The sequence below is a fragment of the Fodinibius salipaludis genome, assembly GCF_002287075.1.
GTDB lineage: Bacteria > Bacteroidota > Rhodothermia > Balneolales > Balneolaceae > Fodinibius > Fodinibius salipaludis.
Genome location: NZ_NSKE01000004.1, coordinates 165,470 through 186,088, shown reverse-complemented (window position 1 = coordinate 186,088; position 20,619 = coordinate 165,470). Strand labels below are relative to the sequence as shown.

15 protein-coding genes and 1 riboswitch are annotated in these 20,619 nt (G+C 43.7%); of the genes, 6 read left to right on the top strand and 9 right to left on the bottom strand.

What is annotated here, in order from left to right; genetic code table 11:
- Nucleotides 1-11: 11 nt before the first annotated feature.
- Together rsmH and mraZ are read right to left on the bottom strand one after the other, a co-directional pair.
- Nucleotides 12-950, bottom strand: coding sequence for a 16S rRNA (cytosine(1402)-N(4))-methyltransferase RsmH (gene rsmH / locus CK503_RS06765; protein ID WP_095606036.1), 939 nt, complete (start codon nucleotides 948-950; stop codon nucleotides 12-14).
- Complete coding sequence (mraZ, locus tag CK503_RS06760) at nucleotides 937-1,407, bottom strand: division/cell wall cluster transcriptional repressor MraZ (RefSeq protein ID WP_095606035.1); 471 nt, start codon at nucleotides 1,405-1,407, stop codon at nucleotides 937-939. The genes rsmH and mraZ overlap by 14 nt, the downstream gene beginning before the upstream one ends.
- 387 nt (nucleotides 1,408-1,794) lie before the next feature.
- Between mraZ and CK503_RS06755 the strand changes: the two genes are divergently transcribed.
- The gene (locus CK503_RS06755) at nucleotides 1,795-4,185 is read left to right on the top strand and encodes a S9 family peptidase (protein ID WP_217988359.1); all 2,391 of its coding nucleotides are present in this window, start codon (nucleotides 1,795-1,797) and stop codon (nucleotides 4,183-4,185) included.
- A 447-nt stretch (nucleotides 4,186-4,632) separates the two neighbouring features.
- Here the strand turns inward: CK503_RS06755 and CK503_RS06750 are convergent, their stop codons facing one another.
- From CK503_RS06750 to CK503_RS06730, 5 genes are all read right to left on the bottom strand, one after another.
- A complete protein-coding gene (locus tag CK503_RS06750; protein WP_095606033.1) occupies nucleotides 4,633-7,044 on the bottom strand; it encodes an aspartate kinase in 2,412 nt (803 codons plus the stop codon).
- Between the two features lie 5 nt (nucleotides 7,045-7,049).
- Nucleotides 7,050-8,093 carry a homoserine O-acetyltransferase MetX gene (gene metX / locus CK503_RS06745; RefSeq protein ID WP_095606032.1) on the bottom strand — a complete coding sequence of 348 codons (1,044 nt, stop codon included), beginning with the start codon at nucleotides 8,091-8,093 and terminating at the stop codon, nucleotides 7,050-7,052.
- Between the two features lie 132 nt (nucleotides 8,094-8,225).
- Nucleotides 8,226-9,557: an O-acetylhomoserine aminocarboxypropyltransferase/cysteine synthase family protein gene (locus CK503_RS06740; RefSeq protein ID WP_095606031.1), complete on the bottom strand. Its 1,332-nt coding sequence runs from the start codon at nucleotides 9,555-9,557 to the stop codon at nucleotides 8,226-8,228.
- Nucleotides 9,558-9,575: 18 nt separating this feature from the next.
- Nucleotides 9,576-10,073 (bottom strand): CoA-binding protein, encoded by a 498-nt coding sequence (locus tag CK503_RS06735; RefSeq protein ID WP_095606030.1) that lies wholly within the window; start codon nucleotides 10,071-10,073, stop codon nucleotides 9,576-9,578.
- Nucleotides 10,074-10,221: 148 nt separating this feature from the next.
- A riboswitch (SAM riboswitch) is annotated at nucleotides 10,222-10,339 on the bottom strand.
- Nucleotides 10,340-10,576: 237 nt separating this feature from the next.
- The gene (locus CK503_RS06730) at nucleotides 10,577-12,292 is read right to left on the bottom strand and encodes a M1 family metallopeptidase (RefSeq protein WP_095606029.1); all 1,716 of its coding nucleotides are present in this window, start codon (nucleotides 12,290-12,292) and stop codon (nucleotides 10,577-10,579) included.
- A 17-nt stretch (nucleotides 12,293-12,309) separates the two neighbouring features.
- On the opposite strand from CK503_RS06730, the gene CK503_RS06725 reads away from it, so the two are divergent.
- Entirely contained in the window at nucleotides 12,310-12,903 is a 594-nt protein-coding gene (locus CK503_RS06725) for a hypothetical protein (RefSeq protein ID WP_095606028.1), read from the top strand.
- 43 nt (nucleotides 12,904-12,946) lie between these two features.
- Here the strand turns inward: CK503_RS06725 and era are convergent, their stop codons facing one another.
- Complete coding sequence (gene era, locus CK503_RS06720) at nucleotides 12,947-13,834, bottom strand: GTPase Era (RefSeq protein WP_095606027.1); 888 nt, start codon at nucleotides 13,832-13,834, stop codon at nucleotides 12,947-12,949.
- Between the two features lie 46 nt (nucleotides 13,835-13,880).
- Entirely contained in the window at nucleotides 13,881-14,606 is a 726-nt protein-coding gene (locus CK503_RS06715; RefSeq protein ID WP_095606026.1) for a pyridoxine 5'-phosphate synthase, read from the bottom strand.
- Nucleotides 14,607-14,706: 100 nt separating this feature from the next.
- Here CK503_RS06715 and CK503_RS06710 point away from each other — a divergent pair, with 100 nt between their 5' ends.
- The 4 genes from CK503_RS06710 to CK503_RS06695 all read left to right on the top strand — a co-directional run bounded on the left by CK503_RS06710 (nucleotide 14,707) and on the right by CK503_RS06695 (nucleotide 20,610).
- Nucleotides 14,707-15,282 carry an NlpC/P60 family protein gene (locus CK503_RS06710; protein ID WP_176466238.1) on the top strand — a complete coding sequence of 192 codons (576 nt, stop codon included), beginning with the start codon at nucleotides 14,707-14,709 and terminating at the stop codon, nucleotides 15,280-15,282.
- 132 nt (nucleotides 15,283-15,414) lie between these two features.
- Entirely contained in the window at nucleotides 15,415-16,023 is a 609-nt protein-coding gene (locus tag CK503_RS06705; protein ID WP_095606024.1) for an RNA polymerase sigma factor, read from the top strand.
- Between the two features lie 167 nt (nucleotides 16,024-16,190).
- Complete coding sequence (locus CK503_RS06700; RefSeq protein WP_095606023.1) at nucleotides 16,191-17,312, top strand: FecR family protein; 1,122 nt, start codon at nucleotides 16,191-16,193, stop codon at nucleotides 17,310-17,312.
- Between the two features lie 10 nt (nucleotides 17,313-17,322).
- Entirely contained in the window at nucleotides 17,323-20,610 is a 3,288-nt protein-coding gene (locus tag CK503_RS06695) for a SusC/RagA family TonB-linked outer membrane protein (RefSeq protein ID WP_095606022.1), read from the top strand.
- The last annotated feature ends 9 nt before the right edge of the window (nucleotides 20,611-20,619 follow it).

The following is a 20,619-nucleotide window of genomic DNA, read 5'->3' as shown; positions in this document are numbered from 1 at the left end:
TTATATGCATATCACTTCACCTCCGGAACTTCTATTTTCTGGGCAACGCGCATCTTTGCGCTACGTGCCGCAGAGTTACGCTCGATCTCTTCTTCTGTGGGACGAATAATACCGCCGGAAATTTCTTCTATGGGAGTCAGCGGATTGCCGTAAAAGTCTTTTTCAATTTTTCCCTCATGATTGCCCGCTTTGAAAAACCTCTTGACGATACGGTCTTCGAGCGAGTGATAGCTGATAGCCACAATACGTCCATCCATTTTAAGTACTTCAAGCGATTGCTCGAGCACTTTGCGCAGCATATCCAGCTCACGGTTGACCTCAATTCGAATCCCTTGAAAAACGCGGGCTACACTTTTTATTTGATACTGACCTTTTACAACAGCTTCCACAGCATTGCGGAGTTCAGTAGTGGTTTCAATGGGACGCCGATCAATAATTTCACTGGCAATCTTTCGACTGTTCCGTTCTTCGCCGTAATGATAGATCACATCACGCAGATCTTCGTAGGAGTATTCGTTCACCACCTGGTATGCTGTAATACCGCGGAGGTTACTCATGCGCATGTCGAGCGGACCTTCTTTTTGGAATGTAAATCCCCGGTCGGCTTCTTTTATCTGATGTGTTGAGAGTCCCAAATCAAGAAGGATTCCGGCTACCTCCCCATGGAGTTCTGGGGGTAATAGCCTGGAGAGGTAACCGAAATTGCCTTTTATGGAAGAAAATCGTTTGTCGTCGCCGATGCGGGCATTTGCTGCCGCAAGGGCTTCGTCATCCTGATCAATACCAATAAGTTGAGCGTCGTCATTTAGGTGAGATAACAATGCCAGGCTGTGTCCACCACCGCCAAGTGTAGCATCGATATAGATCCCGCTGGGATCCGTAATTAAATACTCTACGGATTCTTCCAGCAGTACCGGCTGATGCTCATGATATGTATCATTGTTCGTCATTATGGTTGTCATCGTCACCCATCACGCGCTCAAAAAGTTCTTGGTACGATTCGAAATCAAGGCCGGAATCAATTTCATCCAGTTTTTCGGGCGACCATATTTCAATACGTTCGCCGCTACCGATAAAAATGGCTTTGCCATCAATGCCGGCCCAATCAGTTAATTGTGAAGGTAGAGGAATGCGATTCTGATTATCGAGGTTCACATCTTCGGCAAAACGCAGGAAATTGCGCTTAACCGTGCGCCCCTCTTTGGTAAAGCTGTTGATCTGGGATAGCTGATTCTCTACTTTCTGCCATTCATCCTCTGGGTATAGATAAAGGCAGGGTTCGAGACCTCTTAAAATAGTAAAGCGCTCCTGTGCCTGGGGATTGAGTGCTTTACGCAGTTTAGCCGGGAAGCTAACGCGTCCTTTATTATCAACACTATGTTCATATTGACCTTTGAAACTTGGCATATAAGGTCCCCAGAATTAACAGCAAATGTTATCGAATTCGACGAGTGGATTTAGAACTCCCACATTCTCCCACTTCACCCCACAATGTACCCCTAAAGGATGTAATTTGTCAAGCATTTATTACAGAAAGATTTAGGGGGATCAATTTCTGAAAGTTAGATGTTAGAGGTTGGATGGGGAAAATGCCGTTTAGGTTGCTTAGGAATGGATTTAGGGATTTTTGAATATATACAGATGTTGAAATATTAGAAAATGGGAAGAGTGTGGTAGAGTGTGGGATAGATTTTCAAGATAGCTTAAAAATAAATCTTAGAAGTGGTTTTTGCCTGCAAGTTATTTTTCAGCTATCCTTATCGTCTAATATTTAAATGCCGAAAAAAATGTGATATGATGCGACCCACGTCTATTCCTTTTACAGTATTTCTATTCGCTATATTATTAATAGCGGGATGCTCTTCGCAACAGTCCGCTATGCAGCAAGAGTCGTCGGAGCATATAGAAGAAAAATCTGAAACGAAAAAGACAGTTACCGCCAAAGACTATAAGCGAGCCGAGCAGTTTCTGTGGCAAAATACCTATGATAAAGTTTTGAACTCGGTATTAGGACAGAATTGGTCATCTGATGTTCTTATATATAATACACGAGCGGAGGAGGGAGTTAAGTATGTCATGGCTGATCCTGAATCTGGAGAAAAGAAAAAAGCCTTTGATCATCAACGAGTGGCTGATACGCTTTCTGAAAAAGTGGATAAAGAGATTGATGCCCAAAGCTTGTCGTTGAACGATGTCTCATATTCCGAGGAAGAGAATAAATTGAGTTATCAAATGAACGGACAGCGGTTTGAGACTGATTTATCATCCTACAAAACAGAAAAACTGCCTGAGCTTCAAAAAACGGACGAACTGTTGTCTCCTGATGGCAAAAAAGCCGTGTATATCAAAGATCATAACTTGTGGATGCGTAATACCGAAACCGATGAGCGTACGCAGCTGACTACCGACGGTGAGCAGTATTACGGTTATGCAACCAACAACGCCGGCTGGGTCCGCAACGACCGTCCGGTATTGTTGTGGGGACCTGATTCTGAGAAGATTGCCACCTTCCGCCACGATAGTCGAGGGGTTGGAGAAATGTATCTTTATAATACAAAAGTAGGACACTCCGATTTGGAGCGGTGGAAGTATCCGTTGCCCGGTGATAGTACCGTATTCAAAATTGAACGAGTAGTTGTACATGCCGATGAGGAAAATCCCAAAGTCATCGATCTGGACATGGAGCCCGATTTTCACCGCTCTACGATTTCGGATCACATTGCCGATTGGGGCGGACGGTTTTTGGATAACGAATGGAGTGCCGACGGTTCGCAGTTGTTTTTTGTGTCCTCATCCCGTGATCATAAAGTAGCCCAGCTGCACGCGGCCGATCCCGAGACCGGTGAAGTGCGTGACGTACTGAAAGAGGAAGTTGATACCTATTTTGAATCGGGATACAGCGAAGAAAGTTGGACGGTGCTTGAGGAAACCAACGAAGTGATCTGGTTTTCGGAGCGCGATAACTGGGGACACCTCTATTTGTATGATTTAGAAAGCGGTGAGCTGAAGCATCAAATTGCAGAAGGCGATTGGCGGGTGCTTGACCTACAGCACGTAGATGAAGAAAACCGAACGGTCTATTTCACAGGGTCAAATCGAGAGGAGGGAAATCCCTATTACCACTATTTATATAAGGTGAATTTGGATGGGTCGGGATTGTCGAATCTGACATCCGGAAATGCGCATCACCAAATAACATGGTCGGATAATAAAGAATATTTCACCGATACCTACTCAACAGTTGATTCGCCTCCGGTTTCAATAATCCGCAATTTAGATGGCGAAAAAGTGATGGAATTGGAAGAAGCGAACGTCAGTCAATTAATTGAAAATGGCTGGCAGGCTCCTGAGCCGTTTACCGTGAAAGCCCGTGACGGTGAAACGGATCTGTATGGACTAATGTATAAGCCGACCAATTTTGATTCGACCAAATCTTACCCGGTATTAAACTACTTGTATCCTGGTCCGCAATCGGGAAGTATTCGTACATTTGGATTTAGTGCTTCTCGATCTGATAAACAGTCGCTGGCTGAACTTGGTTTTATCGTTGTCGAGGTAAATGCGATGTGTACTCCGGGAAGATCTAAGTCTTTCCACGATAGTTGTTACGGTGATATGGGTGATAACGGATTGCCTGATCAGATTGCAACTATTAAGCAGTTGGCCGATCGTCATTCCTGGATGGATACTACGCGCGTAGGTATCTGGGGACACTCCGGCGGAGGATTTGCTTCAACGCGTGCTATATTGGAGCATCCCGACTTTTATAAGGTCGCGGTTTCCGGTGCCGGAAATCATGATAATCGTAATTATGAGGCCGACTGGGGTGAAAAATGGCACGGACTTTTGAAAAGGAAAGAGAATGTGGATAAAAATGAGCTCGGCTTATATGAGCAGGGTGACAATTATGATAAGCAGGCGAATCAATTACTGGCTGAAAACTTGGAAGGAAAACTTTTAATTGCCCATGGGTTGATGGACGACAACGTTCCGCCTACGAATACGCTATTAATGGTGGATGCTTTAATCAAAGCCGATAAAGACTTTGATCTTATGGTATTTCCCAACGCAGGTCACGGTTTTGGCAACTCCCGGTATTTTATGAATATGCGGTGGGATTATTTTGTGAAACATTTAAAAGATGTGGAACCGCCAAAATATAATTTTGATGATAATATCCGGTAGGAAAATATCTATGTCATGTAAGAGTATTCATGCTTGTAGGTGATAAGTGGTGAACTTTTATAATCACAACGCAGAGCATTGTAATGAGAGGTAAGCTATGCACAAAAAATATAAACAATAAAAAAGGGACCGATCTTCCGATCGGTCCCTTGTCTTTACAGAGTTGACTACCCCAATAGCCACTCTATGGTATAAATGTAATAAGCACCTGCAGATTCATTACAGCCAGTTATGTTTACTCTCTAATGAGTATTTGAGCCTAATCACTCTTGCAAACAGTTACTCTCTTATTGGAGTATTATCTTTCAAGATGAATGTTGCGATCGTTCAGATCTTAAACATAACTGTCATTGTTCTACAACTACATTACATAACTTGGAGCAAAAAAACATTTTTTTAAGAGCAATCTAACATTGGTTAAAAATTTTTATAAAATGTTGATTAGTATCAGGTTAGCTGCTCCACAGTTTTTAGGATATCACTAAGCACACCGGCTGCTGTAACTTCTTTTCCAGCCCCAGGACCTTGAATAACCAAGGGCGTTTGATTATAAAATTCAGAATAAATCTGAATGAGGTTATCGGTTCCTTTAAGCTGTCCGAGAGGAGAGTCCTGAGGAACAGATTCTATTCCAATTGTTATGTTACCATCTTTAAGTTTGCCGGTGTAACGGAGTGTCTCATTACGTTCTTGGGCAGAACGGATACGTTGTTTCCATTCGCTGTCATAATCTGACAACTTTCCCAAAAAGGTTTTGCCATCAACATCTTTTAGCTCTTTTGGAATTAATGATTCCACTTGCAATTCCTCCCGTTCTATTTTGATACCAAGGGTACGAGCCAGGGTTAAAAACTTACGAGCTACATCTTCCCCGGAGAGGTCGTCACGGGGATCGGGTTCGGCGTAGCCTTTTTTACGCGCATCAGCTATAGCCTTACTAAAGGGGACATCCTGTTCGAGTTGGTTAAAAAGATAGGTCATTGTTCCGGAAACTACGCCCGATATTTCAGTAATTTTATTCCCTGTCGATTGTAACTCTTCGATCGTAGAGATAACCGGCAGGCCGGCTCCAACGGTCGTTTCATAGTTGAAGGAGGAATGATGCTTTTGAATTAGGCTTTGCAGTTTGTCGAAAAATGACTGCTCAAATGTATTAGCTAATTTGCTGGGGGTAACTACGTGAATTGTGTTGGCAAACAATTTGGGATACAGACGTGCCACTTCTTCGCTTCCTGTAGCATCTACAAAAATAAGATCTCGATGTTGGTTTTTGGTGAGTTTGTCCAGCAGGGTATCCCAGTTTGTTTGTTCGGCTTCATCCCAGTTTAGGGTTGTATCTAAATTTATTCCATCTGTATTCCAAAGTGTATTGCGACTATTGCAGGTGCCGATCAGCCTGAATTCAATATCAGTGGTTTTTAGCTTGTTAAGTTGGTTAAGCAGTGTCTTTCCGACAGCTCCGGTGCCGGCTATAAAAAGGTCGATGACAGGCTTAGTTTTAGAAATGGCATTGTTAATCAAATGCGCTGCCCGACGGGCTTCATCCTCAGGTAGTAAGAAGGAGATAAAGCGTTCGTCGTAGTTCCGTTCGGTGTGTAACGGTTGAATATTGTTTTTTGCGAGCAGCGAAATGACCCGTCCTGATAGTTGCTCTCCTTTATTAAACTGGTTGCTGAATTTTTTTACCTTATATAGGTTATCATCAAGATTAAAGAGCGTATTTTGCTTGGCCGCCCATGCCGAAAGCTGTTCTTTGATGTCTTCGAAAAAGGATTGTTTTAGCGAGAATCGAACTGCCTCAAATTCTGATTGCTGTCTAAATTCTATTGGTTTTGTATTGGGGTTGTCAGCGCTCCATTTGTTCAGTTTTTCAAACAGATCGTAAGCGTATTTCTGATCGATCTGCAGTCTTACAAACGGACCGGTAATGGCGATCGTTTTAAGTGACCCATTGGTGTCAAAATCTGAAGTAATGAGTGTGCCGGGGTGCTCAGGATTGTAGCTGTTTTTAACTAACACGGTGGTTTTTTTGTTTTGGATGGGTTGTATGGTTTTGGGATGAATGACACGGGCGCCGTGGGCTGAAAGTTCGGAAATATCGCCAAAACTGAGCTGTTCAATAGATTCTGCATCCGGTACCCAGCGCGGATCGGCTGTGAGAACTCCGTCCACATCCGTCCAGATTTCAAGGTGATCGGCATCAAGAGCATCAGCAATAAGTCCGGCCGAGTAGTCCGAGCCCGATCGACCAAGCGTAGTAATTTGCTGCTTCTCGTTAGAGCCAATAAAGCCGGTAATAACAGGTACAGCCTGTGATTGGTTGATAAACTTCCTAATTAATTTTCGTGTAGCATCACGCTGTACCCGTGCCTTGCCAAATGTAGAATCTGTCTTTACAAAATGAGATGACTCGTGAGCAGTTGATTCTATCTGCTGTTCTGATAACGCTGCGGAAAATATGAGTGCAGAGGCCCGTTCGCCGATAGACAATATTTGGTCTTTCCACGCTTGATAATGCTCACTTTTTAAGCTTTTATCATCAAAAGTGGTCCTAAGTCGACCGAATAGGTCTTGAAGGTCCCCCCGATTAGGGTGGCTGACAGATGCTACTTCATCGAAAATGCGGCGATGCCTAAGTTCCAGATCATTAATAATACGGCATGATTTGTGTTCCGTTTTTTGATCAAGATTGGTTAATTCGATGAGCGTATCAGTAACACCACCGATGGCCGAAACAACTACAATCGGATGTGCCTTTTGCATATGGCCAGCAACAATGTTAGCCGACTGATTTATGAGTGAGGCATTTTTCAGTGAAGAACCGCCGAATTTTAAGATATGTGTTTCTGAATGTGACATTGCTATTAAACTGCTTTTTGAGATAGTTCTGTTTGAAGTGATTTTACAATAGAGTTAAGCTGATCGAATTCGATTAAAAATGCGTCGTGACCATGCGGCGATGTAATTTCTTTGTACCGACTGTTTGGTAATTGATTTGCCAGGTCCTGACATTCTTTTGCGGGATAAAGCATGTCGCTGTCGATGCCTACAACCGCAATAGGAATAGTTAAACCGGCAATCGTTTTCCTTATTTTGGGGCGACTTCGCCTGATATCGTGAGAATCCATCGCCTGAGTGAGACGTACATAGGAAACCGCATCAAACCGGTCAACGAGCTTTTTGCCTTGGTAGCTGAGATACGATTCTACTTCGTATTGGGATTTTCCTTCTTGCAATCGCCGACCGAATTTTTTATCAAAATCGGAGGGGTGCCGATAGCTGTTCATCGCAATCATACGTGCCAGTGCCAATCCTTTTTTAGGGGGATCGTCTTCGGAGTAGAATCCACCGTCCCAGCTGGGATCATTATAAATAGCCTGGCGCTGGGTATGACTTATGCCAATCGCCCAGGGACGATGTTTTTCACCCATCCCAACTAATACAGCTGACTGCGGGCGTTCATCCATAATACACCATTCCAGTGCCTGCATGCCACCCATTGATCCACCGATAACGAGTTCTATCTTGTTGATATCGAGTTCGTCAAAAAGTTGTTGTTGCAGCCGTACGATATCGCGAATAGTAACTTTGGGAAAATCAGCCCGGTATGGTTTTTCGGTTTCAGGGTTGATCGAAGTAGGACCACTTGATCCATAGCAGCTGCCCAAAACATTGGGACAAATAATGAAGTGCTTATTGGGATCAAGTGCTTTCCCTTTACTAAATATTCCCTGGAACCACTCGTCAACAGCGGTATTGCCGGTTAGGGCATGACAGACCAGAATGACATTATCACGTTGGCTATTTAACTCACCCCACGTTTGATATGCTATCGTTGGCTCAGGTATTGTAGCTCCGCCCTCGGTAACAAACGGTTTTTCAAATGTATGTGATTGGTTGTTGCTCATTGTGTTCAATGTTATCCTGAACCTTGTGCTACAAAGCCTTGGCGTAGTAATGCTTGTTTCAGGATCGATGGATTTTGATTATTGATTAATAATCCACCGGATGGCAGATTCAGCCATCCGATGGGTAATAGGTTACGCCGGTTGCTTGATTTTACTGAACGCGATTTCGAAGTCTTCTTTAATATCATCGATGTGCTCAATGCCTACCGAAACGCGAATCAGGTCGGATTCTACACCGCTGGCAGCCTGTTCTTCTTCGCTGAGCTGTTGGTGGGTGGTAGAAGCCGGGTGGATAACCAGCGTTTTGGCATCGCCGACATTAGCCAGGTGACTGGAAACTTCGACGTTTTCAATGAAGGTTCGTGCAGATTCAAATCCGCCTTTAACCCCGAAGGTTAGTACAGCACCAAATTTTCCTTCGTTCAGATATTTTTTGGCTCGTTCGTGATAAGGATGATCCTCGAGTCCGGTATAATTCACCCAATCCACAACATCTTGTTCACGTAGCCATTTGGCCAGTTCAAGAGCATTTTCGCAGTGCCGCTCGGTGCGCAGTGATAGGGTTTCGAGCCCTTGCAGTAGCAAGAAACTGTTAAATGGTGATTGTGCAGATCCGAAATCGCGCAATGCTTCTACGCGTGCACGGATGGCAAAAGCAATATTGCCAAATGGGCCGTCGGGACCAAAGGTTTCCCAGAAATTGAGTCCGTGATATGCAGGAGATGGTTCAGTAAACACCGGGAAATTACCGTTGCCCCAGTTAAAGTTTCCGGCGTCTACTATAACACCGCCGATGCTGGTGCCGTGACCGCCAATCCATTTAGTAGCCGACTCGACCACAATGTTGGCGCCATGTTTAATGGGTTGAACAATAGCACCGGCAGCACCAAAGGTATTGTCGACGATTAGCGGGACTCCGTACTTTTCCGCAAGGGCAGATAGGCCATCAAAGTCCGGCACATTGCCGCGGGGATTACCAATAGATTCTACATAAATAGCTTTGGTATTCTCATCAATTTCGGCCTCGTAACTTTCAACCTTATCATCCTCAACAAAATTTACATCAATACCGAGTCGTGGTAATGTAACTTTGAATTGATTATAGGTTCCCCCGTAGAGGAAGCTGGTGGAAACGATATTGTCGCCGGCCTGTGCAATGGTAGCAATGGTCATAAATTGAGCCGATTGTCCTGAAGCGGTGGCTACAGCTGCAGCACCTCCCTCGAGTGCGGCAATGCGTTTTTCAAACACATCACTGGTGGGATTCATAATCCGGGTGTAGATGTTGCCGAATTCTTTCAGGGCAAAAAGGGTTGCCGCATGTTCGGTGTCATCAAACTCGTAGGAGGTCGTTTGATAAATGGGAACGGCACGCGATCCCGTTGTGGGATCGGGTTCTTGTCCCGCATGGAGTTGCAGGGTTTCAAATTTGAGGTTGCGTTCTTCTTTTTCGTTAGTACTCATGGTATTGGTATTTATTGATTAGTTGTTATTGGTTGATTCTTTTTTCGGTCGTATCAAAAATTGGTGATCCACTTTGATGCAGCGGTTTTCGTAAATCTCAATTCCCGTTCCTTTCACTTTCTCTATTTCTTTAGGTTGTTCACCGGTTCCCAGTTGCAGCCATATTGCTCTCGGCTTTGGTTCCAATTCCACAGCCTGGTCAACTGCTTTATGTATATGATCGGACGGCAGAAATACATCTACTGCATCAATGGGATGAGGGATACTTTTGAGATCCGGATAGGATTCTTTACCCAGAATGGTATCTGCATTGGGATTTACCGGTACGATGTTATATCCGGCATTTTGGAGGTAGCGGGCTACAAACTGGCTGTCTTTATGAAAACTGCGCGACAGTCCCACAATAGCGATAGTGGATATATTTGCCAGCGTTTTCTCGGCGCGATCGGTTTCGGCACTGAGCTCTTCTGTCGCTCGCATCTTTTTGTCGTACCAGTTGTTAAATGTTGACTTCATAATGTTGTTAGTTCGTAATATTCTTCGGAGTTTTTGATCCGTGGATTTTAAATTTCATGCAAATAAAAAAGCCTCTTCCAAGATCTTACACCGGTGGGGTAAAGATCTCAGAAGAGGCTTAAAAAACTCGCAATGAGTTTGGCCTGTTCTCTCATCTTTCCCCGTGTTACCGGAGCAGGAAGTGGCACCTTTTCCCCGCACGGTGAAGTGCGGGACGGTTGCCAAAGCGTCTTCGGGCCTGATCCCTCAGCTTTTCTGGATAAGAGTGCTCACTAAATCAAAAGAACAATCGTACAAAAACTAAAAAAGCCTTTCGGGATTAACCGAAGGGCTTTGAATCTGTTTTACAAGAGTAAAACGAATCAGTCCTCCGGTTGCAGGTGCGGCATACACATGCACATACAACAGAGGCGACAAATATGTTTTTGTATTCGTTTCATGTCTTGGTTTTTTGAATTTCAAATCAAACATAATCGATTATCTGTTATGATACAAGTATCATTTTATCGGGATGATATAGAATCTGCTTTTATATAAAAATCCTTGTCAATTTTAAAATTATTAGTATCTGAAAGTGACAAATTACTTCGCTTCCATCTATCTGTTGATGGGTAGATAAATGTATAGCTCCCATCGGTTAAGGTGACTTTGAGGGGCATGTCAAAATGATCGACGTCGGCTTTCCACCGGTAAAACAGAACATCATTTTTGATATAATATTCGAAAGTAGGGATATTAGCATAATGCACGTATTGATCGAAAACGTCATCCAGATCTTCCCCTGACTGTTCCATGATATAGTGCTCAATTTGGTCAGCAGTTACAATTTGATGACGAAATTCTTTTTGTATCCCGCGGAGTATGTTTTTCCAAGTAGAGTCATTATCCACGATCTGACGAATCATGTGCAGCATGTTGTGAGCCTTATTGTACATGTCGCCGGAGCCTTCATTGTTGAGTCCATATTTTCCCGTAATAGGTTGTTTGTTTTCAATGCCGTCGCGCATGCCTCGGGCGTATTCAGCTCCTGCTTCCTTTCCGAAGCGGCACTCGGTATAAATGGACTCCGAATAACTGGTAAAACCTTCGTGTATCCACATGTCCGCCACATCGTTGGTGGTGATGCTGTTGCCCCACCACTCGTGAGCCGCTTCGTGAATAATGATGAAATCCCATTTTAATCCCCAGCCCGAGCCGGAAAGATCGGTGCCGCGATAGCCATTTTGATATCCGTTGCCGTAAGCCACCGCACTTTGGTGCTCCATTCCCAAGTGTGGGGTTTCCACCAGCTTAAAACTGTCCTCATAAAAGGGATACGGTCCAAACCAATCCTCAAAACACTGCATCATCGGTTTAACTTGCTGAAATTGTTCTTTTGCTTTTCCCAGGTTGTGTTCCAGCACCCAATAGCTTAGATCCAGCGTGCCGTTTTTACCTTCGTACGTATCCTTAAAATTTACGTAGTTGCCGGCATTAACGGCTATGTTGTAGTTGTTTATAGGATTGGATACGAACCAGCTCCAGGTGGTCATGCCGTTATCATGTTGGGTAGTGTCACGAAGACGTCCGTTCGAGACATTTTTAATTTCATCGGGAACGGTGATATTGATGCTCATACTGTCGGGTTCTGCAGACTGATGATCCTTGTTGGGCCACCAGACGCTGGCGCCCAATCCCTGGTTGGCCGTTGCAATCCAGTGGTTGCCGAGAGAGTCCTGCTCCCAGACAAATCCACCGTCCCATGGGGCGTTTTCAGCTACTTTCGGTTTACCCTGATAATAAACTGAGATGGTATAAAGCGAATCTTTTTTAAAATTATCGGGTACTTCGACCATATAGGCGTAACTGTTTTCAGCCCTGCTGTAATCAAGTGTTTGGCCGTCTTGTGTTATCTGATCGATGGTGAGCGGATCTTGCAGGTCAATCTGCATACGCTTCGGTTCTTTGGTAACGCGATAGGTGATCTTATTATACCCAGTGATGGAGGAGTCCTCCGGCTGGACAGTAACATGTAAATCGTAATAAACTACGTCCCACCAATCCCGTTCAGCAGTTATTGAACCGCGGAGGGAGTCTTTTTTGGTAGCAAGTACGCCTGAATCTTGAGCTGTTACTAAAATCGGAAATAGAAGGGTTAACGAAAGTAGTAGGCCCAGTAAGTTACAGAAACTGTATTTTCGTAAAAACAAATCGTTAAGTAGATTATTTAAAATATTCATCAGGATTTATTCTTGTTATGGGGAATAATAGAGAGTCTTTTGAGCCGAATGCGATATATCATGTCTATAATCATGGCAATGCCGGAGATCTCATCTTCAGAGAAGATACAAATTACGCATTCTTTTTAAAGAGATACCAAAAGTATATTCCGCATATTGCAGATACCTTTGCGTACTGCCTGATGCCGAACCATTTTCATGTTATGGTGAGGGTAAAAAGTAGGGAGGCTTTGTTGAGATTTGCTAAGAAGAAGTATCCAGATAGAGATCCGCAAAGTTTCGAAAACTTTGCGGATCTAATATCTAATCAGTTTAAGAACTTTCTGATTTCGTATGCGAAATCATTTAATAAAATGTATGATAGAAAAGGAAGTTTATTTCTGGATAATCTTAATAGAAAATCGATAACTGAAGATTCCTACTACACCCAATTAATCTGCTATATCCATCAAAACCCTATTAAACATGGTTTTGTGGATAATATTACGGACTGGCCATATAGTTCGTATCATAGTTTACTGTCCAAGCAGGCAATAAATCTAAAACGCGAAGAAGTATTTAAGTGGTTTGGCGGGAGAGAAAATTTTATTCAGGCTCATAAAAGAAATTAATGGCAATCCGCAAAGTTTACAAAATTTTGCGGATTGTTTACTACTAATAACCGTAATGTCGCACTCGGCTTGGATCTTCGCGCCATTTTTCGCGTACTTTTACATGGAGATCCAGGTAGACTTTTTTATTCACGAAATCTTCGATGACTTCACGGGCGTTTTTACCCAGTTTTTTGATCGCTTTTCCTCCCTTTCCAATAAGTATCCCTTTTTGCGAATTACGATTCACAATAATATCGGCACTGATGTAATCCAGATCGTCCCGTTCATCATACTGGACGATATCAATAGTAGAGGAGTATGGAATTTCCTGATGGTAAAGCAAAAACAATTGCTCTCGAACCATCTCGGCCACAAAAAATCGCACTGGCTGCTCGCTTAGCATATCCTTGGGATAGAAGGGCGGACCCGGTTTAATATTTTCCTTAATATTATCCATAAGGTTTTGAAGTCCCTTACCGTTAAGGGCTGAGACAAAGAAGGTGTCGTCAAAATCGAACTCATCTTCAAGCTTGCGGGCAACTCCCTCAGCTTCCTGATCAGTGACTTTATCAATCTTGTTGATAATCAGGAATATCTGCTTACCCTTCATCGAGGAGAACATCTTGTAAATGCGTCCCGGTATGTTGTGATCCTTTACGTCGACAATGAGCAATAGGATATCGGCATCGGTGCGGGCACGATCCACTGTTTTCATCATTGCTTTCTGGAGTTCGTATTTTGGGTCGATGACGCCGGGGGTATCCAGGAATATAATCTGCATATCTTCCTCGGAGTGAATTCCAATAACCTGATGGCGGGTGGTCTGAGGTTTATGTGTGGTGATCGAAATCTTGTTACCCAGCAGGCGGTTCATTAGAGTAGATTTGCCGGCGTTGGGTTTTCCTAAAATGGCTACATATCCCGAACGATGATCTTTAGTATTTTCCATAGTGGTGATAAAAATTGGGAGATTTCAGCTCCGAAGATTAATACAATTAGTTAGCAGTATTCATGATGAGTAAGAATTTTTTTACCGTTTCATCAAGACCATCGAATAAGGCAGATGAAACTAAGGCATGACCAATACTGATATCGTTCAAATGTGGTACTTCATTGACCAAAGGCTGTAGGTTGTCGAGATTTAAGCCGTGCCCGGCATTAACGTTCATTCCCAGCTTGTGAGCCTGCTCGGCTCCATCCCGCAAACGTTTTAGTTCACTTTGTTTATCTGCTTCGTTGGATGCATTGGCATAGGTACCGGTATGTAGTTCAATAGCATCACTGCCCAGTTCGGCAGCCAGTTCGATATCCTTTTTATTGGGATCCACAAACAAGCTTATGGCAATATCAGTATCGGCATAAACCGGAAATACCCGATCGCGAAAATCCTCAAAGACTGTTTCCATATCAAGTCCACCCTCGGTGGTAAGTTCCTCCCGGCTCTCTGGAACAAGCGTCACCAGTTCCGGATTAACATCTTTGCTGATGGTCAGCATTTCGTCGGTAGCGGCCATCTCAAAATCAAGATTACCGTTAACAGTTTCCTTTAATCGATATACATCTTCCGTTTTGATATGACGGCGATCTTTTCGCAGGTGAAAGACGATACCTGAAGCTCCGGCTTGCTCACAGACTTTAGCCGCTTCAATGGGATCGGGATACCCTTCGCCGCGTGCATTGCGGAGAGTAGCAATGTGATCAATATTTACCAGAAGTTGCATTGTAATAAAACACTTAATTTAATGTTATCTTTAAACCCTTAAATATAGATCATTTAAAGGAGATTGTAAGTTCAAAATATAGAAACGGCAGGGAATGTATATGCGCAAGGTTTTAGTAATATTTATGATCGGAGGATTTGCGGTGGCCTGCGGGGTCGTCCCGCGATCTTCGCATCCGCCTGCTGTTACTGGCGGAAACGAAAACCCTGCTCAAGCGGTAGAGAATAGTTCTTCTCCGTCTGTTGAAGAGGATACGGCAACATCTGATCAGTCGTCATCGAATACGGCAATAGCTGTATCATCATTAGATGAGGCCAAAGCATCACTAATACAAGCTTACCGTGATTGGAAAGGGACGCCGTATTTATTGGGTGGAACATCACAGGAGGGAGTCGATTGCTCTCGATTCGTGAATATTGTGCTTGATGACTATTTTGGGATTGATGTGCCAACAAACACCAAAGAACAACTGAATGTAGGCAGTAAAATACGCCGGGCTGCGGTACGGACCGGTGATTTGGTATTTTTTAAAACCGGTCGTAAAACCCTGCACGTTGGTATTGCCGTTAACAGTGGGGAGTTTTTACATGCCTCTACCTCAAGCGGCGTAATGATAAGCAAGCTTGGAAAAAGTTATTGGCGCAATCGATTTCTGGCTGCTCGACGGGTATTATAACAATTAGGTGTAAATAATTGTTTTTATTTTAGAAAAGAGTTGACTATTACCCTGTGGATGTTATACTTCAAGAACAGATCCAAATGAGAAGGACATTTGGATAACATTTTTATTTCAGGGCTATAAGAAAAATTGGGTAGCACACGCTCCATACCACAATCAGATGAGGAGCTGTGGGCGAAATTGAAGGAAGGGCAAAAAGGATCACTTCGCACACTGTTTCTACGTTATTATGACTCTCTTTTTTCATACGGATTATCCGTGTGTTCAAAAGAGGAATTGGTTGAGGACTGTCTGCAAGAACTGTTTTATCAGCTTTGGGAAAGCCGTGCAACGCTCTCTGAGGTCCAAAATGTAAAAGGATATCTTTGGATCAGTTTTCGGCGTCGATTAATGGGAGAGATTAAAAAGAGGAATGATATCAACTATAGGTCGGTCTCCTTTAAAAGTGACATGAAGAAGGTGGTAAGTGTTGAAGGGCTGTTCATTGATAATGAACAGCAGGCAAAGCTTCATCAAAAACTTCAAGAGATCTGCGAAGATTTAACGCAGCGCGAGCGAGAGGTGTTGTTCCTGAAATATTACGAAGGGATGAGCTATTCAGAGATTGAGCAAATCTTGGGACTTGAGTATCAAACAGTGCGCAATTATATGTATCGCGCTATTGAACGATTGCGGAAAATATTCGAAAAAGAAGGCATTAAAATAGCTCTTGGTCTTCTTTTCCTCATTATTATATAAGTACACAACCTGCGCACAATTTTCATCCTTCCGAAATAATTAGTGAGTCATTAATAGCAAAAAAGGGCCTAATAAGTATTTAGAGGGCTCTTTTTATTAAAAAATTGTTTGGGTACAGCAATAGTTTTTGCTCCTCTTTATCAACGAAGACTATTGAACAACGGCTTATGGCAAAAGACTCAAACAAGATCATTGTACAACTTATTACCGATCCGGCTTTTCGCAGTTGGTGTTTCGGAAATGCTGCGGAGAAGGAAAATCAACGTTGGGAGCATTGGATTACAAATCATGCTGATTGCAGGGAAAATATTTTGACGGCAAAGAAGATTGTGTTGGAGCTCGAACGGGGTAGTCGGGAAGAAATACCGCCACATCATAAAAAGTATGACAGCTGGGAGCAACTCCAGAAACGTATTACAATGCCTCGGCGTCATGTAAATGAAGCGGTCTCCTCAATTACTTCATCCCATTATTTGGGATGGATGCTAACGGCCGCTGCAACAGTGCTGTTATTGATCGCAATGTTGTTTACAATCGAATATACCGACTTTATGCCTGTCCCATCTTTGGAAGACAATGAGATACAGGTCCCGCAACTGTTAACTACCACTACCGATTATGGAGAACAAAAGATTATTGTACTTAATGACGGGACACGGATAACGTTGAATGCTAATTCTTCGGTGACATATCACGCCGGATGGGTTTATGAGGATACGGTTGGGGTACAGTTGGAAGGCGAAGCTTTTTTCGATGTCACACACCGAGCATCGGGTGAAGGTCCCGTTTTCCAGGTTCAAACAAATGATGGCAATATCCATGTATTGGGAACGCGCTTTATGGTGAATACCTGGGATGAGATCACAAAAGTAGTTCTTGAAGAAGGAAAGGTGGCAATACAGCGAAAAGGTTTATCTGCGAAAAATGATGAAACAATTTTAAGGCCAAGTGAACGGGCCGTTTTTAGCCGGGTGGCTTCTGATATCACCATCCAGAATGTAGATACCCATCGCTATACTTCTTGGACCAAGGGGCTTTTCGAGTTTGAAAGGGCCCCGTTAACAGTGGTTGCAGATCGTATAGAAAAACTTTTTGGCAAAGAGGTCGTCATTGCCAACCCGCTGTTAATGACAAAAAAAGTTTCGGGATCGATAGAAAATGAGGATTTGGATATGCTTTTGTCGGCACTTAGTAGAACACTCGAGATAACAATCGTGAAATATGAAGATCAAATTGTTTTTAGGCAGAATATGCTTGAAGGCTCCTTTATAAATCAAACACTAAACTAAGGGGATCATAATGATGAAGAAAAGATACACGGTTTTACTGTCGTTGTTTTTTGTAACAGCGATGTTGGTACAGGGCAGTATTGCACAATCTAACGATAGTGAGATATTGTCGCTCAGGAACTCTCTGCAATACGATACATCACAATCAATATCGTTAGAAGAGATTCTGAACAATATTGAAGAAGACAGAAATATTGTTTTTCTGTATGATGTAGAGTTGATTGAGGGAAAAACCGTATCCCTGTCAAGTATTCGTGAACCGGAAAGGGATCTGGGGCTGCAGTTAGCCAGTATTTTGAGGCCTTTCGATTTATCTTACGAACGGAAAGGGGGACGTTCCTATATTATTGTTTCGAAGGATAAAAAACAGCAAGCGCTTGAGGGAATACTACAAGGAACAGTAATTGATGGACCTACCGGAGAACCAATGCCAGGAGTGAATGTTTTTATACCAGAACTGAACATCGGGGCCGCTTCTGATGCGGAAGGTACTTTTGAAATTTCAGATGTTCCCGAAGGTACGTATATGCTTCGGGCTACGTTTGTAGGATATGAAACCTACGAAGAGGAAATTGAAATTTCCGAAGGGGATAATACCATTGAAATTGTGATGAATCCGTCGGCAATGCAGCTCGATGAAGTGGTAGTATCGGGGTTAGCTTCGTCAGTAAAGCGAGAAAACCTTGCAAATTCGGTGACTAAAATTAATGCTGATGAATTAACGGGTAATACTACGCCGGCTACGGTTGATGGTGCATTGCAGGGTAAGGTGGTCGGTACCAACATGACCTCTTCAGGCGGAGCGCCGGGCGGCGGGGTTGATATTAAGCTGCGCGGGATCAGTACGTTGGGGGCCGGGAGTTCTCAGCCGCTGATTATTGTTGATGGCATTTATATTAATAATGATGAGCTTGAAACGGGCGTTTCTGCGGTAAGTGCCCAGCAAGCTGCCAGTCAGGATGATGGGGCCAATCGGCTTGCGGATTTAAACCCCGATGAAATTGAATCCATAGAAATACTCAAAGGTCCTTCTGCGGCAGCTATTTACGGGGCCCGGGCGAATGCAGGAGTGGTTATTATCGAAACTAAACGTGGAAGCGGTGGAGCAACAAGGGTTAGTTTTAGTCAGGATGTGGGATATTCGAGCATCTTGAATAAAATTGGTGCCGCTTCGTGGAGCGAAGATAAAATTGACTTGGTTTATGGAGCTGGTTCTTCTGCTGCACAATCTGCCAAACAGATGTATAATGATGCTGTGGCTAATGGTACACTCCGGGACTATGAGGAGCTAATCTTTGGACGGGAAGGGGCTCAAGTTAATACCCAGATTAGTGTCTCGGGCGGAGATGCTCAAACGCAGTTTTATGTCTCCGGAGCGTTTAAGGATGAAAATGGTATCATCGAAAACACCGGTTTTGACCGCTACTCGCTACGTGCCAACATAGATCATCAGCTCAATGAGAATATTGATATATCGTCAAGCACGAACTACATCAATACAGAAACGAATCGGGGATGGACCGGTAATGGTGGAGTTGGTTCTGTTGTGCAGGCCGTAGCTTTTACGCCACCTTTTGCACAGCTGTTGCCGGATGAAAACGGGGATTATCCCGACAATCCGTTTTTCCAGATGAATCCGCTTGAGCTTATTGAGTATGGTGTAAATCGACAAGAAGTGAACCGTTTTTTACAGTCGTTGTCAGCTAACTTTAAATTGTATAGCTCAGGTGCACATACGCTTAATTTTAATCTGGATGGCGGCGTTGATTTTATGAATTCCAATACGATGGCGTACATGCCGCCGTTTCTACAGTATCAGCAGTCGCAGGCCAATCCCGGAGATGTTATACATTCTGCCGAAAAAGTGCTGAATATTAACTTACAGGCATTTTTGGTCTATAATACTATGGTGGGTAGCGAAGATTCGCCGTGGAATCTTACCACCCAGGCCGGTTATACTACCTACCACAATGAGCGACAGTTACAGCAGGTTCGTGGTCGTGGGCTGGTCCCCGGTCAAACGAATGTAGAAAATGCCAGTCTCCAGGAGATTTACAATCAGTACTTTGTAGATGTTACCGATGTAGGTTATGTGGCTCAGCAAGAAGTGAATTGGGATGACAAGGTTATCGGTACCGTAGGCGCTCGCTTTGATAAATCAACGCTTAATGCCGATCAGGATAAGTATTATTTCTTCCCCAAAGCCTCGATGGCCGTAAATATTACGAACTTTGAATTCTGGAGCGCAGATATCCTGGAGCAGTTTAAGCTTCGGGCAGCATACGGTGAAACCGGTGGATTGCCCAACTTCGGGGTGACGTTTGAGGCACTTAATAGTGGATTAATTTCCGGTAATCTTGGGACGTTCCGTTCTACCCGTACCATCGATCCCAATCTTGAACCGGAAACGGCCCAAGAGTTGGAGGTCGGTGTTGATTTGGGACTTCGGGGCGGACGTGCTTCACTGGAGGCCACGTACTACCGCAAGAATGTGAGTGACTTGATTCTTGACCAGGAGCTGCCAAGCTCATCAGGGTTACAGGTGATGGCAACAAATGCCGCGGACTTGCAAAATGAAGGTATTGAGCTGGCGCTGCGAACGGTGCCGGTGCAGGCCAATAAATTTAGCTGGAACTCTACGGTTAATTGGTGGAAGAACACTGCTGAAATTACCAATTTAAAAGTACCATCCTTCACAACCGGTGGTTTTGGAGCCGCTCTCGGTACGTTCTATATTGCTGAGGGGTTTTCGCCCACCACCATTGTGGGTACACCCTTCGATACTGAAGCAGGTCGGTTTACCGTTTATGGAGATTCCCAGCCTGATTACCAGATGTCTTGGACAAATACGATAAACTTTTTGAATAACTGGGAGTTTAACTTCTTCTGGCACTACAGTCACGGACAAAAAGTTATCAACCTGCGCCGTTTTTTAGCGGATAACGCGGGGACAACACCAGACTGGAATAATGACAGTAATGGAGATGGAACGCCCGATGGACTTGATCGTCCGGGCGAAGGTGCAGGTCGTTTTGTAGCGGATGCAGGTTATCTGAAGCTTAGAGAGCTAAGTTTATATTATTCAGTGCCGGCCAGCTTCTTGGAAAGTTATACCGGGGGTACGGTCAAAAGTGTACGTCTTGGAGCATCAGGAAATAATGTACTGCTGTTTTCTGATTATCCCAGTTACGATCCGGAGGTATCGGAGTTTGGATCTTCGGCCATAGGAACCGGGGTTGAAGTTGCGGCATATCCAAGTGCTCGTAAAATCATGTTCCATCTCAAACTCGATTTTTAATCAATCCAT

What these genes read in the sequence shown, in the direction of transcription:
- CK503_RS06730 (WP_095606029.1), bottom strand. Translation starts at nt 12,292, where the DNA reads ATGAATATTTTAAATAATCTACTTAACGATTTGTTTTTACGAAAATAC.
- CK503_RS06725 (WP_095606028.1), top strand. Translation starts at nt 12,310, where the DNA reads ATGGGGAATAATAGAGAGTCTTTTGAGCCGAATGCGATATATCATGTC.
- CK503_RS06755 (WP_217988359.1), top strand. Translation starts at nt 1,795, where the DNA reads ATGATGCGACCCACGTCTATTCCTTTTACAGTATTTCTATTCGCTATA.
- CK503_RS06715 (WP_095606026.1), bottom strand. Translation starts at nt 14,606, where the DNA reads ATGCAACTTCTGGTAAATATTGATCACATTGCTACTCTCCGCAATGCA.
- rsmH (WP_095606036.1), bottom strand. Translation starts at nt 950, where the DNA reads ATGACGAACAATGATACATATCATGAGCATCAGCCGGTACTGCTGGAA.
- mraZ (WP_095606035.1), bottom strand. Translation starts at nt 1,407, where the DNA reads ATGCCAAGTTTCAAAGGTCAATATGAACATAGTGTTGATAATAAAGGA.
- CK503_RS06700 (WP_095606023.1), top strand. Translation starts at nt 16,191, where the DNA reads ATGGCAAAAGACTCAAACAAGATCATTGTACAACTTATTACCGATCCG.
- CK503_RS06740 (WP_095606031.1), bottom strand. Translation starts at nt 9,557, where the DNA reads ATGAGTACTAACGAAAAAGAAGAACGCAACCTCAAATTTGAAACCCTG.
- CK503_RS06695 (WP_095606022.1), top strand. Translation starts at nt 17,323, where the DNA reads ATGATGAAGAAAAGATACACGGTTTTACTGTCGTTGTTTTTTGTAACA.
- era (WP_095606027.1), bottom strand. Translation starts at nt 13,834, where the DNA reads ATGGAAAATACTAAAGATCATCGTTCGGGATATGTAGCCATTTTAGGA.
- metX (WP_095606032.1), bottom strand. Translation starts at nt 8,093, where the DNA reads ATGAGCAACAACCAATCACATACATTTGAAAAACCGTTTGTTACCGAG.
- CK503_RS06710 (WP_176466238.1), top strand. Translation starts at nt 14,707, where the DNA reads ATGCGCAAGGTTTTAGTAATATTTATGATCGGAGGATTTGCGGTGGCC.
- CK503_RS06750 (WP_095606033.1), bottom strand. Translation starts at nt 7,044, where the DNA reads ATGTCACATTCAGAAACACATATCTTAAAATTCGGCGGTTCTTCACTG.
- CK503_RS06735 (WP_095606030.1), bottom strand. Translation starts at nt 10,073, where the DNA reads ATGAAGTCAACATTTAACAACTGGTACGACAAAAAGATGCGAGCGACA.